The organism is Streptomyces sp. NPDC002537 (genome assembly GCF_053594975.1).
The window spans coordinates 66,204-82,197 of sequence record NZ_JBSFWT010000021.1 but is presented as its reverse complement, the minus strand read 5'-3'; the positions used below and the strand labels follow the sequence as shown (position 1 = coordinate 82,197).

Annotated in this window: 12 protein-coding genes; 9 read left to right on the top strand and 3 right to left on the bottom strand. The window is 72.1% G+C overall.

All coding sequences use genetic code 11. From position 1 onward, the window contains the following. The first annotated feature begins 163 nt into the window (after nt 1-163). The 8 genes from mmuM to argF all read left to right on the top strand — a co-directional run bounded on the left by mmuM (nt 164) and on the right by argF (nt 11,012). Nucleotides 164-1,138, top strand: a complete 975-nt coding sequence (gene mmuM / locus ACWD4A_RS12870; protein ID WP_451192970.1) for a homocysteine S-methyltransferase — start codon at nt 164-166, stop codon at nt 1,136-1,138. Between the two features lie 194 nt (nt 1,139-1,332). Further along, nucleotides 1,333-1,938, top strand: a complete 606-nt coding sequence (locus tag ACWD4A_RS12865; RefSeq protein WP_451192968.1) for a hypothetical protein — start codon at nt 1,333-1,335, stop codon at nt 1,936-1,938. Between the two features lie 189 nt (nt 1,939-2,127). Next, a complete protein-coding gene (locus tag ACWD4A_RS12860; protein WP_451192965.1) occupies nt 2,128-3,642 on the top strand; it encodes a hypothetical protein in 1,515 nt (504 codons plus the stop codon). Between the two features lie 4 nt (nt 3,643-3,646). Then, nucleotides 3,647-4,321 carry an NUDIX hydrolase gene (locus ACWD4A_RS12855; RefSeq protein WP_451192962.1) on the top strand — a complete coding sequence of 225 codons (675 nt, stop codon included), beginning with the start codon at nt 3,647-3,649 and terminating at the stop codon, nt 4,319-4,321. Nucleotides 4,322-4,433: 112 nt separating this feature from the next. Continuing rightward, on the top strand, nt 4,434-5,939 hold the full coding sequence (locus ACWD4A_RS12850) for a 3' terminal RNA ribose 2'-O-methyltransferase Hen1 (RefSeq protein WP_451192959.1): 1,506 nt from the start codon (nt 4,434-4,436) through the stop codon (nt 5,937-5,939). After that, complete coding sequence (locus tag ACWD4A_RS12845) at nt 5,936-8,590, top strand: polynucleotide kinase-phosphatase (protein ID WP_451192956.1); 2,655 nt, start codon at nt 5,936-5,938, stop codon at nt 8,588-8,590. The genes ACWD4A_RS12850 and ACWD4A_RS12845 overlap by 4 nt, the downstream gene beginning before the upstream one ends. 81 nt (nt 8,591-8,671) lie before the next feature. After that, nucleotides 8,672-9,949 carry an arginine deiminase gene (locus ACWD4A_RS12840; protein WP_451192954.1) on the top strand — a complete coding sequence of 426 codons (1,278 nt, stop codon included), beginning with the start codon at nt 8,672-8,674 and terminating at the stop codon, nt 9,947-9,949. A gap of 61 nt (nt 9,950-10,010) precedes the next feature. Then, the gene (gene argF / locus ACWD4A_RS12835; protein ID WP_451192951.1) at nt 10,011-11,012 is read left to right on the top strand and encodes an ornithine carbamoyltransferase; all 1,002 of its coding nucleotides are present in this window, start codon (nt 10,011-10,013) and stop codon (nt 11,010-11,012) included. Nucleotides 11,013-11,199: 187 nt separating this feature from the next. Here the strand turns inward: argF and ACWD4A_RS12830 are convergent, their stop codons facing one another. Next, nucleotides 11,200-11,973 (bottom strand): hypothetical protein, encoded by a 774-nt coding sequence (locus ACWD4A_RS12830; protein WP_451192948.1) that lies wholly within the window; start codon nt 11,971-11,973, stop codon nt 11,200-11,202. Nucleotides 11,974-12,266: 293 nt separating this feature from the next. Here ACWD4A_RS12830 and ACWD4A_RS12825 point away from each other — a divergent pair, with 293 nt between their 5' ends. Further along, nucleotides 12,267-14,396 carry a glycosyltransferase gene (locus ACWD4A_RS12825; protein WP_451192946.1) on the top strand — a complete coding sequence of 710 codons (2,130 nt, stop codon included), beginning with the start codon at nt 12,267-12,269 and terminating at the stop codon, nt 14,394-14,396. Nucleotides 14,397-14,462: 66 nt separating this feature from the next. Here the strand turns inward: ACWD4A_RS12825 and truA are convergent, their stop codons facing one another. Then, on the bottom strand, nt 14,463-15,317 hold the full coding sequence (gene truA / locus ACWD4A_RS12820; RefSeq protein WP_451192943.1) for a tRNA pseudouridine(38-40) synthase TruA: 855 nt from the start codon (nt 15,315-15,317) through the stop codon (nt 14,463-14,465). An 84-nt stretch (nt 15,318-15,401) separates the two neighbouring features. Beyond that, nucleotides 15,402-15,866 carry a 50S ribosomal protein L17 gene (gene rplQ, locus ACWD4A_RS12815; protein WP_451192941.1) on the bottom strand — a complete coding sequence of 155 codons (465 nt, stop codon included), beginning with the start codon at nt 15,864-15,866 and terminating at the stop codon, nt 15,402-15,404. Between the last annotated feature and the right edge of the window lie 128 nt (nt 15,867-15,994).

Below are 15,994 nucleotides of genomic sequence, written 5' to 3'. Positions count from 1 at the left end.
AGCCGGTGGACGGATGGCCGGGCGGCGGCCCGCCCGGCCCGGGGGTCGTCCGTCCCGAGGCACCGCGACCACCGACCATCGGCCACCGACCACTGACCATCGGCCACCGATCCCTGATCTCCGATCCTTGATGCCTGATCCCGACCAGGTCCCAGGAGTACCCGTGCCGCCTGTCCCCGCCATACCGCTCGCCGAAGCCCTGGCACGCGGACCGCTCGTCCTGGACGGCGGTCTGTCCAATCAACTGGCGGCGCAGGGCTGCGACCTGTCGGACGCGCTGTGGTCGGCCCGGCTGCTGGCCGACGGGCCGGAACAGATCGAGCGGGCCCATGCGGCCTATGTGCGGGCGGGGGCGCGGGTGCTCATCACCGCCAGCTATCAGGCCACGTTCGAGGGGTTCGCGGCCCGGGGCATCGGCCGGGGGGAGGCGGCGGAACTGCTGCGCCGCAGTGTGGCGCTGGCGCGATCGGCGGGGGAGGGGGGAGGGGAGGGGGCGGGGGAAAGAGAAGGCCCGGTCTGGGTGGCGGCCTCCGTCGGGCCGTACGGCGCGATGCTCGCCGACGGCAGTGAGTACCGGGGGCGGTACGGGCTGGGCGTCGCGGAGTTGGAGCGGTTCCACCGGCCGCGCGTCGAGGCGCTGGCCGAGGCGGCCCCCGACGTGCTCGCCCTGGAGACCGTGCCGGACGCGGACGAGGCGGAGGCCCTGCTGCGGGCGGCCGAGGGGTGCGGGGTGCCCGTGTGGCTGTCGTACAGCGTGACCGGCGAGCGCACCCGGGCCGGGCAGCCGCTGCGCGAGGCGTTCGCGCTCGCCGCGGGCAACGACCAGGTCGTCGCCGTCGGTGTCAACTGCTGTGAGCCGGGTGACGCGGACCGGGCGGTGGCGCTCGCGGCGGAGGTCACCCGAAAGCCTGTCGTCGTCTACCCCAACAGCGGCGAGCGATGGGACGCCGGGGCCCGCGCCTGGTGCGGCAGTCCCACGTTCGACCCGGGCCGGGTCGCCGCATGGCGGGCGTCCGGCGCCCGTCTCGTCGGAGGCTGCTGCCGGGTCGGTCCGGACACCATCGCCCGGCTGGCCGGACTCCTCGCCCCGGGGGCCGGGGCGTCCCCCGGAGAGCCGCCCATGCGGAACAGCGGCTGAATCGGCGGGAATTGAACAGTTTGGGCTGTAGTGGCAGGTCGGTTCCTTCTTCATCCTCTTCCGCCGCCCTCTCCTCCTCCTTGGCCGGATGGGCGTGCTTGTCGCGCGGGTGACCCCGGAGGAAGGCTGCGCAGCGCGAAAAGGTGTTCCCTTCGCATTCCGTTCGCATTTCCTTTGAGAAGGAATGGAGTGGCATGAAGCTCGGGAAGAGATTCGTGGCGCCCGTGGCCGTGTGCGCCCTGGCGGCGACCGGCGTCATCGGGGCCGGTGCGGCTCAGGCCGCACCCCAGGCGCCCCACCCCGTCACCGCCTCCGCGCAGCGGACCGTGCGGGTCGTCGACGAGCTGTCCCTGGACCAGCTGACCGAGCTGGTCACGGACAGGGTGCGGCTGGAATATCCGGGCGCCAAGCTCATGCTCGCCGACGGCAGTTCGCCCACCGGGCCGACCCGGGACATGTCCCGGGTGACCGACTGGCGCTTCGTGTTCAACACGGGGCAGTCGGCCGTCAGATCGGTGGAGATCACGGCGAAGCTCGACGGGGAGATCGGCTCCCTGGTCACCCACCGCTCCCCCTGGGGCGGGGTCATGGTCATCGACGAGCCGGTCGATCTGACACCCGCCGAGGCGTACGACATCCTCCGGGACGCCGGACACGGGCAGGCGTTCCAGTACGTGTCACTGGTCAAGCCCCTCGTCTTCAAGCCGCACCTCCAGTACCACTTCTCCGGCATCCGCGGCGGCTGCGACGGCTACGCCGTGAACGTCGACAACCACGCCGTCAACCGCATCTGCGGCTGACCGGTCCCCCGTTCGCGGGAGCGGGAGACGCCCCTGGTGTCTCCCGCGTCCCGGGTGCCTCTTGTGTTCTCGCCGGCCATGACCGCAACACCCGCTTCCCGGCCGTCAGTTGTGTCAATGGCGGCTCCTGGCCAGTGCTTCACCGCTAGCGTGGCGGAAATGAGTCGGGACGATCGGGTGGGGCGTGGCATGACTGCTCAGGACGCCGGTGACGCGATAGCCAGGGTGCGGCCGACGGAGCTCGCTCCGGGCGCGGTGATCGCACAGTCCCTGGACAACGAGTGGGTCGACGCGGAATTGGCCAAGCGCATGATCGAGAAGAACATTCCGCTGCGGGACGTCGAGGGGGAAAGGCAGAAGGAAGCGCGCGCCGAGTACTTCCGCAGCCTCATCAACACCCGGCAGGTCGTGGTGAACCGGGTGTACTTCTACAACAACAAGGCCGTGAGCCGCGACCTCGTGGCGGGCGGGGAGGCCCGCCGCGCCCACCAGAAGTTACTGGGCGACGGCTCGCTGGTGCCGTACCTCGTCAACGAGCACGAACCGACGGACCGCCCGCCGAACGTCACCCTGGACGAAGAGGCGTTCACCGCCTGGCGGGAAACGGTCGGGGGAATGCCCGCGAGCTCGCGCGTCACCTGCGTCCGGATGTCCTGGGAGGACAGGGAGAACCGGGAAGCCACCATGGGGGCGCTCTTCAACCCGTTCGCCGGGCAGGTGCAGCGGCTCACCGCGACGGACCTCCCCCTGCTCGCCTCCCACGTCGGCGTCCCCGACGAGATGGTCCCCGAGTTCGGCCGCAGAGTGAACGAACTCGTCGCGTTCAGCAGCGAACGCCGCAGCCGGAACCAGCTCGTCTCGCGCCGGGTGCTGTACGACGAGTTCGTGTCGGTACCGGGTCTGCCGGTGTCCGACGTCCGCTACGACCGGAACAAGCCGTTCGCCGGGGAGATCAAACAGCTCCTGGACCTCATCTACAACATCAACCTCGCCGACGCCCTGGGCACGTACCCGCTGACCCCGTCGGGCGGCCTCCGCCGGATCGCCCTCCAGGAGTGGCGGAACATCCCGAAGACCGCGGACGGCACGGTCACGGACGCCGATCAACTGCTGCTGTTCCTGCGGCGGCAGGCGTTCTCCTCGGTCCAGGACCACCTCACCCCGACCGCCGTCGACGCCCTGGAGTTGGCGGACGTCTGGAGTCTGCGGCAGAGCGAGGCGTGGGGCGCCTACATCCGGGCGTTCGACGCGCTGACCGCCGACCCGGCCGCGTTCTACGAGCGCGTCGGGGAGGTCTTCGACCGCTACGTCAGGCTCAACTCCGAGATCGTCCGCGTCGCCGCGGGCCGCAGGGCGCGGCGGCTGGAGGCCGGCAAGTGGTTCCCCGTCATCGAGGTGGTCGTCCTCGTCGGCGGCGCCGTCTTCAGCGCGGTCACCGGTGACGAGACCTGGAAGGTGGTCGGGGACGTCGGGGCCGTGTCGGCCAAGACCGGCGGCTCCGTGCAACTGGTGTTGCGCAACAGGCTGGACGGGCGCCGCCAGCAGAAGTTCGCCCGGGAGATCGCCACCGTCCGGTTCGACAGCGAGCGCGAGTGGGCAAGGTTCCACGGCATGGTGCGCCAGTTGCCCGGGTACCGGGAGCGGAGTGGTTCCAGGGCGGCCACCAGCTCCGCCACCGTCCAGGACGACATCCCGGAGTACTGAACCCGTGCCAGAAGACGCCGTGACCCCGTACGACCGGCTGCGCGCCGCCCGCCCCGAGCTGTTCGACAACCACCCGGACGGCATCGACATCCTCCTCGACCCGGACGGCATCGAAGAGGCGCGGCGCACCTCCGGGGCGGGCCCGGACGAGCACGTCGGCGTCGTATACGCCGACCGGTTCGTCACCCTCGTCCGGGACGCGGTCCGCTTCCCTGGCGGCGCCCTGGGGCTCTACGTACGGATGCTGTCCACCGCCACCGGGCCGGGAGCCGTGATCCTTCCCCTGACCGGCGACCACGGGATCGTCCTCGTCGAGCACTACCGGCACGCCACGAGGGCCTGGCACTGGGAGGTGCCCCGGGGCATGGGGGAACCCGGCGCCACCGGCGCGGAGACCGCCGTGCGGGAGCTCGCCGAGGAACTCGGGACACGGGCCACGGAGGTGATCCCGCTGGGCCTGGTGCACCCGGACAGCGGGCTGCTCGGCGACCACGTCGAGCTGTTCGCGGCGCGCGTCGAGCGCACCGGCGAGCTCGACGCCGCCGAGGGGATCCGGCGGACGGTCACCAGGCCCTGGCCGGAGGTCGCGGACATGATCGACCGCGGGGACATCACCTGCGCGTTCACGATCGCCGCGTTCACCCGCGCGCGGCTGAGGGGACTGCTGGGCGACGGGTAGCGCCGGAGACACCTTTCGGTACCGCCGGAAGCAACCGGAAACAATCGATTCGACAAGAATTCGGTCGAAAACAATTAGGGGACGCCGTACGAATGCGGCGATACTCGACCGCGTGTTCCTGACGATCAGTACCACCGGCACGCCCGGCTCGCCCGCGACCGACCTCGGGTTCCTGCTGCACAAGCACCCCGACAGGGTGCAGCAGTTCTCGACCGCGCACGGCACCGCGCACGTCCTCTACCCCGAGGCGACCGCGGACCGCTGCACGGCCGCGCTGCTGCTGGAGGTCGACCCCGTGGCACTGGTGCGCCGGGCCAAGGGCAGGAGCCGCGGCGTACCCGACTCCGCGTCGGCGCAGTACGTCAACGACCGGCCGTACGCGGCGTCCTCGCTGCTGGCCGTGGCGCTCGCCGCCGTCTTCTCCACCGCCCTCAAGGGCCGGTGCGAGGCCCGCCCCGCATTGCCCGGACAGCCGAGGCCCCTGCGCGTCGAGGTGCCCGCCCTGCCCGCGCGGGGCGGTCCTGCCCTGGTGGAGCGCCTCTTCGCGCCACTGGGCTGGAAGGTCACCGCGGAGCCGGTGGCGCTGGACGAGCGGTTCCCGGAGTGGGGCGACTCGCGGTACGTACGCCTCGTCCTGGAGGGCGAGCGGACGCTCGCCGACGCCTTGCGGCACCTGTACGTCCTCCTCCCCGTCCTCGACGACGCCAAGCACTACTGGGTGGCGCCCGACGAGGTGGAGAAGCTGCTGCGCTCCGGCGAGGGCCGGCTGGCGGACCACCCCGAGCGGCGGCTGATCGCGGACCGCTACCTGGCCCGCCGCAGGCCGCCGACCCGGGACGCCCTGGAGCGGCTCGCCCTCGCCCGGCTCGCCGAGGCCGACGACAGCGAGGCGGAGGAGCTCGACAACGCGGTGGACGAGGACGACGAGGAAGCGGACACGGAGGAGAAGCCCGTGCCGCTCGCGGTGCGGCGCCGGGAGGCGGTCCTCGGCGTGCTGCGCGCCGCCGGCGCCGCCCGCGTCCTCGACCTCGGCTGCGGCCAGGGCCAGTTGGCGGCCGAGCTGCTGAAGGACCCGCGGTTCACCGAGGTCGTCGGCGTCGACGTGTCGGTGCGCGCGCTGCAGGAGACCGCCCGGCGGCTGCGGTCGGACCGGACGACCGAGCGCCAGGCGGCCCGGGTGCGGCTGCTGCAGGGCTCCCTCGCCTACACCGACCGCCGGCTGGCCGGCTACGACGCGGCGGTGCTCAGCGAGGTCGTCGAGCACCTCGACCCGCCGCGGCTGCCCGCCCTGGAGTACGCCGTGTTCGGCGCGGCCCGGCCCGCCACCGTCGTGGTGACCACGCCCAATGTGGAGTACAACGTCCGCTGGGAGTCCCTGCCCGCCGGGCACGCGCGCCACGCCGACCACCGCTTCGAGTGGACCCGCGAGGAGTTCGGTGCCTGGGCGCGGAAGGTCGCGGAGCGGCACGGCTACGGGGTCGAGTTCGCCCCGGTGGGACCGGACGACCCCGAGGTCGGGCCGCCCACGCAGCTGGCCGTCTTCCGCAGGAACGAGACCGTGAACGAGAACATGAACGAGACCGTGAACGAGACCGTGAAGGAGGCGAAGGCCGTATGACCGGCACCGCCACGGACGGCGTCCGTACCCTCGCCGTGCCCGACCTGTCCCTCGTGGTGCTCGTCGGCGCCACCGGATCGGGCAAGTCCACTTTTGCCGCACGGCACTTCGGACCCACCGAGGTGATCTCCTCGGACTTCTGCCGCGGCCTGGTCAGCGACGACGAGAACGACCAGAGCGCCAGCGGCGACGCGTTCGACGTCCTGTACTACATCGTGGGCAAGCGGCTCGCGGCCGGGAAGCTCACCGTCGTCGACGCGACCAGCGTGCAGCCCGAGGCCCGCAAGCGGCTCGTACGGCTCGCGCGTGAGCACGACGTGCTGCCCGTCGCCATCGTCCTCGACATGCCCGAGGAGGTCTGCGCGGCCCGCAACGCCACCCGCCCGGACCGCGCCGCCCTGCCCCGCCAGGTCATCCAGCGCCACCGGCAGGAGCTGCACCGCTCGCTCGGGCACCTGGAGCGCGAGGGCTTCCGCAGGGTGCACATCCTGCGGAGCGTCGCCCAGGCCGACGCCGCCGAGGTCGTCCGCGAGCGCCGCCTCAACGACCTGCGCCACCTCACCGGCCCGTTCGACATCGTCGGCGACATCCACGGCTGCCGCTCCGAGCTGGAGACCCTGCTGACGCGCCTGGGCTACGCCCTGACCCGCGACGAGGCGGGCCGCCCGGTGGACGCCGCGCACCCCGAGGGCCGTACGGCCGTCTTCGTCGGCGACCTCGTCGACCGGGGCCCGGACAGCCCCGGCGTGCTGCGCCTCGTCATGGGCATGGTCGCCGCCGGGCACGCCCTGTGCGTCCCCGGCAACCACGAGAACAAGCTGGGCCGTCATCTGAGCGGCCGCACGGTGCGGCACACCCACGGCCTCGCCGAGACCGTCGGGCAACTGGACCGGGAGGACGACGCGTTCCGGGCCCGGGTGCGGGAGTTCATCGACTCGCTGGTCAGCCACTACGTGCTCGACGGCGGCGCGCTCGTCGTCTGCCACGCCGGGCTGCCCGAGAAGTACCACGGCCGCACGTCCGGCCGGGTCCGCTCGCACGCCCTGTACGGCGGCACGACGGGGGAGACCGACGAGTTCGGCCTGCCGGTGCGCTACCCGTGGGCGGAGGACTACCGCGGCCGCGCGGCCGTCGTCTACGGCCACACCCCGAGTCCGTCGGCGACCTGGCTGAACAACACCATCTGCCTCGACACCGGCGCCGTCTTCGGCGGCCGGATGACCGCCCTGCGCTGGCCCGAGCGCGAACTCGTCGACGTACCGGCGGAGCGCGTCTGGTACGAGCCGGCGCGGCCGCTCGCCGGCGAGGCACCGGGCGGCGAGGACGGGCGTCCGCTCGACCTCGAGGACGTCACGGGCCGCAGGGCCGTGGAGACCCGGCACCTGGGCCGGATCGCGGTGAAGGAGGAGAACGCCGCGGCCGCCCTGGAGGTCATGAGCCGCTTCGCGGTCGACCCCCGGCTGCTCGCCTACCTCCCGCCGACGATGGCCCCCTGCGCGACCTCCGAGGAAGAGGGCTACCTGGAGTACCCGGCCGAGGCGTTCGCCGCCTACCGCGCCGACGGAGTGCGCCAGGTGGTGTGCGAGGAGAAGCACATGGGGTCGCGCGCGGTGGTCCTCGTCTGCCGGGACGCGGACGTGGCACGCGAGCGCTTCGGCGCCACGGACGGGTCGCGCGGCGCGCTGTACACGCGCACCGGGCGGCCGTTCTTCGACGACCCGGCCATGACCGGGCGTGTCCTGGACCGGGTGGAACACAGCATCCGGACGGCGGGCCTGTGGGACGAACTCGACACGGACTGGCTGCTGCTGGACGCCGAGCTGATGCCGTGGTCGCTCAAGGCCACCGGCCTGCTCCGTACCCAGTACGCCGCCGTCGGCGCCGCCTCCCGCGCTGTCTTCCCGGACACGCTCGCGGCTCTGGAGGCCGCCGCCGAGCGGGGCGTGGACGTCGCGGGCCTGCTCGGCAGACAGCGCGAGCGGGCCGGTGACGCGGAAGCCTTCACCGAGGCGTACCGCCGCTACTGCTGGCCGGTCGGCGACGCCGTGGGGGACGCCGCCGGGGACGACACCGCCGGGGACGACACCGACGGCCTGGACGGCCTGGGCGGCATCCGCCTGGCGCCGTTCCAGTTCCTCGCCGCCGCGGGGCGCAGCCTGGCCGGGGTCCCGCACGACGAGCAACTGGCCATGATCGACCGGATGACCGAGGCGGAGGCGGCGGCGCCGCACGCGAACCGGATTCTCACGCCCACCCGCCGCCTGGTCGTCGACACCGAGGACGAGGCGTCCGTGGCGGCCGGTGTCCGGTGGTGGCTGGACCTCACCGCCGCCGGTGGCGAGGGCATGGTCGTCAAACCGCTCCGGGCGCTGGCCAGAGGAGCCGACGGGCGGCTCGTGCAGCCCGGCGTCAAGTGCCGTGGCCGCGAGTACCTGCGCATCGTCTACGGCCCGGAGTACACCCGCCCGGAGAACCTCGCCCGCCTGCGGGTGCGTCACCTCGGCCACAAGCGGTCGCTCGCCCTGCGCGAGTACGCGCTGGGCCTGGAGGCGCTGGACCGGCTGGCCGCGGGGGAGCCGCTGTGGCGGGTGCACGAGGCGGTGTTCGCGATCCTCGCGCTGGAATCGGAACCGGTGGACCCCCGTCTGTAGGCGGGGGTCGCGCCCGGTCGCCGGGGACGCGCCCGCGCGACGTACCGAGTGATCACCCCCCTTCCGGGCCAGGATGGTGGGATGGGATTCCACGTCGACTCCGAGGCCGGGCGGCTGCGCCGCGTCATACTGCACCGCCCGGGTCTGGAGCTCAAGCGGCTGACGCCGTCCAACAAGGACGCCCTTCTCTTCGACGACGTGCTCTGGGTGCGCAGGGCGCGCGCCGAGCACGACGGGTTCGCCGACGTGCTGCGCGAGCGCGGAGTGGCCGTGCACTTCTTCCAGGACCTGCTGGAGGAGAGCCTCGCGGCCCCGGCGGCCCGTGACCTCGTCCTCGACCGGATCTTCGACGAGAAGGAGTACGGCCCGCTCGCCACCGGGCACCTGCGGGCCGCCTTCGCCGCGATGCCCGCGGCGGAGCTGGGCTCGTGGCTGGTCGGCGGGATGACGAAACGGGAGTTCCTGGAGCGCTACCCGGAGCCGGTCTCGGTCCGCTTCCACGTCATGGACCTGGACGACTTCCTGCTCAACCCGCTGCCCAACCACCTCTTCACCCGGGACACCTCCGCCTGGATCTACGACGGGGTGTGCGTCAACGCGATGCGCTGGCCCGCCCGTTGGCACGAGACCGCGCACTACGAGGCCATCTACCGGCACCACCCGCTGTTCGCGGCGGGCTTCGACCGGGGCTTCGCACACGGCGGCTTCCACGTCTGGTCCGAGGGGCAGGCCGCCTACCCGTCCACCATCGAAGGCGGCGACGTCCTCGTCATCGGCGAGGGCGCGGTGCTCATCGGGATGAGCGAGCGGACCACCCCGCAGGCCGTGGAGATGCTCGCCCACCGGCTCTTCGCCACCGGCTCCGCCGGCACGATCGTGGCCCTGGACATGCCCAAGCGGCGCGCGTTCATGCACCTGGACACGGTGATGACGATGGTCGACGGCGACACCTTCACGCAGTACGCCGGGCTGGGCATGCTCCGCTCGTACACCATCGAGCCGGGCGCGGGCGAGCGGGAGCTGAAGGTGACCGACCACCCGCCGGAGCACATGCACCGCGCGATCGCCGCCGCCCTCGGGCTCGACTCGATCCGGGTGCTGACCGCGACGCAGGACGTGCACGCGGCGGAGCGGGAGCAGTGGGACGACGGCTGCAACGTCCTGGCGATCGAGCCGGGCGTGGTCGTCGCCTACGAGCGCAACGCGACGACCAACACCTTCCTGCGCAAACATGGGATCGAGGTCATCACGATCCCGGGCAGCGAACTGGGCCGCGGCCGGGGCGGACCGCGCTGCATGAGCTGTCCCATCGAACGGGACGCGGTCTCCCGGGAACGGGCGGCCGCACCCCTCGCATAGCAATACGGTTCTTCGTATACACTTCCGATTTACCGCAGTCGTGAGCTAGGAGCCCATCCCCATGGCGACAGATCTCAAGGGCCGGCACTTCCTCAAGGAAACGGACTTCACCGCCGAGGAGTTCCACAGTCTCGTCGAGCTCGCCGCCGAGCTCAAGGCGGCCAAGCGCACGGCCGCCGAGGAGCCGCACCTCCGGGGCCGGCACATCGCGCTCGTCTTCGAGAAGACCTCGACCCGCACCCGCTGCGCCTTCGAGGTCGCCGCCGCCGACCAGGGCGCGCGCACGACCTATCTCGACCCCGCGGGTTCCCAGGTGGGGCACAAGGAGTCGGTACGGGACACCGCCCGGGTCCTCGGCCGGATGTTCGACGCCATCGAGTACCGCGGGCACGGCCAGGCGGTGCTGGAGGAACTCGCCGCCCACGCCGGGGTGCCCGTCTTCAACGGCCTCACCGACGAGTGGCACCCCACCCAGATGCTCGCCGACATCCTCACCATGTCCGAGCACACGGCCAAGCCGCTGGACCGCGTCGCCTACGCGTACCTCGGCGACGCCCGTTACAACATGGGCAACTCCTACCTGATCACCGGCGCGCTCCTCGGCATGGACGTGCGCATCGTGGCGCCGGAGGAGCTCTGGCCCGAGCCGCAGATCATCGCCGAGGCCCGGCGGCTGGCCGCGACGAGCGGCGCGCGCATCACGCTCACCTCGGACGTCACCGAGGGCGTGCGCGGCGCGGACTTCGTCGCCACCGACGTATGGGTGTCGATGGGGGAGCCGAAGGAGGTGTGGGACGCGCGGATCGCGCTGCTGTCCCCGTACGCCGTCACCATGGACGTGCTGCGCGCGACCGGCAACCCCGCGGTGAAGTTCCTCCACTGCCTGCCCGCTTTCCACGACCTCGGCACGACCGTCGCCCGCGAGATCCACGAACGCCACGGCCTCACTTCCCTCGAGGTGACCGACGAGGTCTTCGAGTCCCCCCACTCCGTCGTCTTCGACCAGGCGGAGAACCGCATGCACACCATCAAGGCCGTCTTGGTGGCGACCCTGGCCGACTGACCGCGGCACCGTCAGCGGCCTGCGGCCGTGTCCTCAAACGCCGGACGGGCTGAAATGCCGCAGGTTGCGGACTGCGGTCCGCACATCCAGCCCGTCCGGCGTTTGAGGACGCGGCCGCAGGCCGCTCCCGCCGCAGGCGGCAACCGGCCCGCACCCGGAGGAACCCCGGAGCAGCGCAGCGCCGTGGTCAGGACCCCGCCGCATCCTCCGCCTCGCCGCTCTCCGCCGTGCCCGCCGCCGAAGGCGACCCCCCGCCCGGAACCGAAAGCTTCGCCATCTGCGCACGCACAAGCTCCGGCGGAATCTCCACCGCGTCCGGGTCGGACAGGCTCGTCGCGAAGAACATCGCCAGCGTCCCGCCCGACCGCACCGCGGTGATCAGGCTCGGGGCCCGCTCCGCCGCGTTCTCCAGCCGGTACGCCACCGCCTCGTCCCCCAGCTCCGGAGCGTCCAGCGTCCGCACCGCCGAGAACTGCTGCGGCACGCCCTCCCCCGTCCGCATCCGGAAGCCGCCCGCGCAGGAGGCGGCCGCCGTGCGCAGCCCCCGCAGTGTGGCGGCCGCGCCGTCGCCCCCGTACGAGGAGACGCGGACCATGCCCATCAGGCCGTCGAAGTCCACGCCCTCGCCCAGCTTGGCGAAGGTGCTCGCCACGGACGCCAGCGGCACGGGCCGCGGCTCGGAGCCCAGCGCGTCGGCGAGCGGACGGCAGGGCGCCCGGTCGGTGCGCGGCCTGCCGCTGCCCGCCGCACCCGTGGCGGCCCGCTCGATCCGGAAGCCGGGCACCTCCCGCGCGCCCAGTTCCACATGTCTCAGCCGGTCGGGGTCGGCGACCGGCACCCGCACGGCGCCGAGCTCGTTCTTGCCCTCGCCCCGGACCGGGCGGGACGTCCCGCCCGTACTGCCACAGCCGGCCGTCAGCCCGAGGGCCACGACCGCGGAGACCGCCACCATCGCCTTCACGGCCCCAGCCTCCCAGCGCCCGAGCGGCTCCGTCCGCTCGCCACGCCCGGCCACGGGGAACGATCACGGAGGCCTTCCCGGGGACGATCACGCCCTTGACGGGCGGCCTGTGACTGAAGCCACAATGTAGGCTTCACAGGCAACCGAAACCCCTCCCAACGGTCTTTACCGACGGATCGGGCCGCACTCGACCACTCACTTGGCCAAGCGGTCCGCACACAGGGGACGACCCGGACACCCAGGCCAGGGGGAAGGACGGCCGCGGCACCCGAACGTGCCGCGCACACACCGCCATGAAGATCTCTTTCCTTTTGCAGAATGCCTACGGCATCGGCGGCACGATCCGCTCCACGTTCAACGTCGCGAGCGCGCTCGCCGCGCGCCACGACGTGGAGATCGTGTCCATCCACAGAACCGGTGGCACGCCCAAGCTCCCCCTGCACCGCAAGGTCAAGCTGGTCCACCTGATCGACACCCGGGCCGAGACCGGCGCCGACCGGGACAACGCCCTGCTGGAGCAGGACAGCGAGCTGATCCCGCCCGTCGAGGCGAAGGGCGCGCACTTCAGCGCGCTCACCGACAAGCGCGTCGCCGAGCACCTCGCCCGCACCGACGCCGACGTCGTGATCGCCACCCGCCCCGGCCTCGTGATGTACCTGGCGGAGTTCGGCACGGACCGCTACCTCAAGATCGGCCAGGAGCACCGGATCTACGGCACCCACGAGCCGAACATCCGCGCCGCCCAGGACCGCGCCATCCCGAAGCTCGACGCGCACACCGCCGTCTCCGAGGCCGACGCGGCCACCCACCGCGAGCAGTTCCTCGGTGTGAAGACCAAGCTGATCGCGCTGCCGAACGGCGTCCCGGCGTCCGAGGTCGAGCCCTCCGACGGCACCGCCAGGCTGGTCGTCGCCGCGGGCCGCCTCATCCCCGTCAAGCGCTACGACCTGCTGGTCAAGGCGTGGGTCACGGTCGCGGCCGCCCGCCCCGACTGGAAGCTGCGGATCTACGGCCGCGGCCCCCAGCAGGCCAAGCTGCGCGAGCAGATCGACAAGCTCGGGCTCAACGAGCACGTCCGGCTGATGGGCCCGCACTCCCCCATCGAGACCGAGTGGGCCAAGGGCTCGATCGCCGCCGTCACCTCCCGCGAGGAGTCCTTCGGCATGACGATCGTGGAGGCCATGAACTGTGGCGTCCCCGTCGTCGCCACCGACTGCCCGTACGGCCCCGGCGAGATCATCTCCGACGGCAAGGACGGCCTCCTCGTCACCAACCTCGACAGCGACGCCATCGCCCAGGGCCTGCTCAAGCTGATCGAGGACGACGAGCTGCGGAAGGCCATGGGCAAGGCCGCCCTGGTCTCCGCCGAGCGCTACCAGCCGGACGCCATCGCCCGCCGCTACGAGGACCTCATCGAGAGCCTCGGCGGCGACACCGGCCTGGCCCCGGCGCCCGCCGCCACCGACAGCGCCGCCCCGGCCGCGCCGCGCAAGCCCGCGCCCGTACCGCTGTCGAAGATGCTGCGCCGCACCGCGGGCAAGCTCATCCGCCCGCTGCGCCGCTCGGTCGCCAAGCCCGCCACCCCGGCGGTCAAGGCCGCGATAAAGGAGATCGTCCGCAAGCCGCTGCGCTGCACCGCCTCCTGCCGCGTCGACGCCGACGGCAACATCGTCGTCTCCGTCGACCGCAAGGGCCTGTCCGGCGAGAAGCTGTCCCTGACGGTCACCCGCCGCAAGGAGGGCAAGCCGGTCGGTGTGCCCCTCAAGGCGGCCGCCGACGGCAAGGGCCCGTACACCGCGGTCCTCGACCGCCGTGAACTCCGCCTGGGCGAAGGCCGTTGGGACCTGCACGTCGTACGGGGCGACGACGGCGCCCGCCGCCGCGTCGTCTCGCACCTCGCCGAGGGCCGCGGCCTGGTCGAGCTGGAGCCGCTGCCCGGCGCCCCGTTCACCTGGTGGGTCCCCTACCCGACCGTCGACGGCTACCTCGCACTGCGCGCCTGGCACCGCGCGCGGCACGCCGAGGCCCGCGTGCTGCGCCAGGGCAACAACGCCCTGACGGTCGAAGGCACCCTGCACGGCGCCGAGTTCACCGCCGACAGCAGGCCGACCCTCGTCGCGACCCCGCGTGCCGAGGCGGCCAAGCCGGTGACGGCGGAGGTCACGGTCGTCAACGGGACGGCCTTCAACTTCAGCCTGGCGTACGCCGATCTGCGGCACGCCCGCAGTGTCGACGAGAACACCGTCTGGGACCTGGCCCTGCACCTGTCCCCCGACGCCGAGCCGATCCGCGTGGCCCGTCTCGTCGGCGACATCGTCGACCGGAACAAGACCGACATCTACCCGGTGCTCGACGGCATCAAGCCGTACTTCACGGTCAACAGCGACCTCGCCGTCAGCTGCCCGGCCCCTGAAGGATCCTGACAGAGCATCAAAAACGCCGGACGGGCTGGGAAACCAGCCCGCCCGGCGTTTTCCGAGGACCGGAACTCAGCAGCAACCCGCGCCGGGCAGCGTCCGCTTGTTGCGCGCCTCCCGGTTACGGGCGGCGAGTTCGGAGTCCGCCGGATAACCGACCTCCTCCAACGTCAGCCCGTGCGGCCGCACCACATGCACCGCCGAATCGCGCACCCGCGCGGCGAGCACCTTGCCCGGCCAGTCCACCGGCCGGTGCCCGTCGCCGACGAACAGCAGGGCGCCCACCAGCGAACGCACCATGTTGTGGCAGAAGGCGTCCGCCTTCACCGTCGCCGTGACGACGCCGGACGCGTCGCGCTCCCAACTCAGCTGCTGGAGCGTGCGGATGGTCGTCGCACCCTCGCGCTTCTTGCAGTAAGCGGCGAAGTCGTGTTCCCCGATCAGCTCCCGCGACGCGGCGTTCATCGCGTCGACGTCCAACGGCCAGTCGTGCCACAGGACATGACCGCGCAGCAGCGGATCGACACCGCCGACATGGTCGGTCACCCGATAGGCGTACCGGCGCCAGATCGCCGAGAAGCGCGCGTTGAATCCGGCCGGGGCCTCCGCGACCTTCCACACCCGCACATCGTGCGACAGCCGTCCGGCGAGCCGGCGCAGCAGCTTCTCCTCGTGCTCCGCCCACAGTTCGACCGGCAGGTCGACGTGCGCGACCTGGCCACGGGCGTGCACACCGGAGTCCGTACGGCCCGCGACCGTCAGCTCGTAGGTCTCGGACGACCGCGTCACCGTACGGAGGGCCGACTCGATCTCACCCTGGACGGTGCGCAGGCCCGAGCGCTGCTTGGCCCAGCCGGAGAAGTCCTTGCCGTCGTACGACAGGTCCAGCCGCACCCGCACAAAGCCGGGCTCAACTTCGTCACTCACCGCGTCCCTCTTTCAGAAAATGCGGGACGGGCCCGCCCCCCCGAGGGGAGCGGACCCGTCCGTACACACGCATCACGAGATGCGTCAGGCGTCCTTCGACTCCTCGGCCGGAGCCTCGGCAGCAGCCTCGGACTCCTTGACCGCACGCTTGGTGGCGGCCTCGGCCTCGGCGACGGTCGCCTTCTTGGCGATCTCGCCCTCGACGAGCTCGATCACGGCCATCGGGGCGTTGTCGCCACGACGGTTGCCGATCTTGGTGATACGGGTGTAGCCACCCGGACGCTCGGCGTAGCGCGGCGCGATCTCGGTGAAGAGCACGTGCACGATGCCCTTGTCCGTGATCGTCTGCAGCACCTGGCGACGGTTGTGGATGTCGCCCTTCTTCGCCTTGGTGATCAGGCGCTCGGCGACCGGACGCAGGCGGCGGGCCTTGGCCTCGGTCGTCGTGATGCGGCCGTGCTCGAAGAGCGACTTGGCGAGGTTCGCCAGCATCAGCTTCTCGTGCGCGGCACCGCCGCCCAGACGGGCACCCTTGGTGGGACGCGGCATGGTGTTTCTCCTTTAGTCTGCCCCGGCCGTATCAGGTACCGGAGTCAGTATCCGAGCGGGCGGACGCCCGTCGGAGACCCGCGCCCCGTAAGGGGCGCGGGGAACTGCGCGACCAGCCGAAGCCGGTC

What these genes read in the sequence shown, in the direction of transcription:
- ACWD4A_RS12865 (WP_451192968.1), top strand. Translation starts at nt 1,333, where the DNA reads ATGAAGCTCGGGAAGAGATTCGTGGCGCCCGTGGCCGTGTGCGCCCTG.
- ACWD4A_RS12860 (WP_451192965.1), top strand. Translation starts at nt 2,128, where the DNA reads ATGACTGCTCAGGACGCCGGTGACGCGATAGCCAGGGTGCGGCCGACG.
- ACWD4A_RS12845 (WP_451192956.1), top strand. Translation starts at nt 5,936, where the DNA reads ATGACCGGCACCGCCACGGACGGCGTCCGTACCCTCGCCGTGCCCGAC.
- ACWD4A_RS12840 (WP_451192954.1), top strand. Translation starts at nt 8,672, where the DNA reads ATGGGATTCCACGTCGACTCCGAGGCCGGGCGGCTGCGCCGCGTCATA.
- argF (WP_451192951.1), top strand. Translation starts at nt 10,011, where the DNA reads ATGGCGACAGATCTCAAGGGCCGGCACTTCCTCAAGGAAACGGACTTC.
- ACWD4A_RS12825 (WP_451192946.1), top strand. Translation starts at nt 12,267, where the DNA reads ATGAAGATCTCTTTCCTTTTGCAGAATGCCTACGGCATCGGCGGCACG.
- rplQ (WP_451192941.1), bottom strand. Translation starts at nt 15,866, where the DNA reads ATGCCGCGTCCCACCAAGGGTGCCCGTCTGGGCGGCGGTGCCGCGCAC.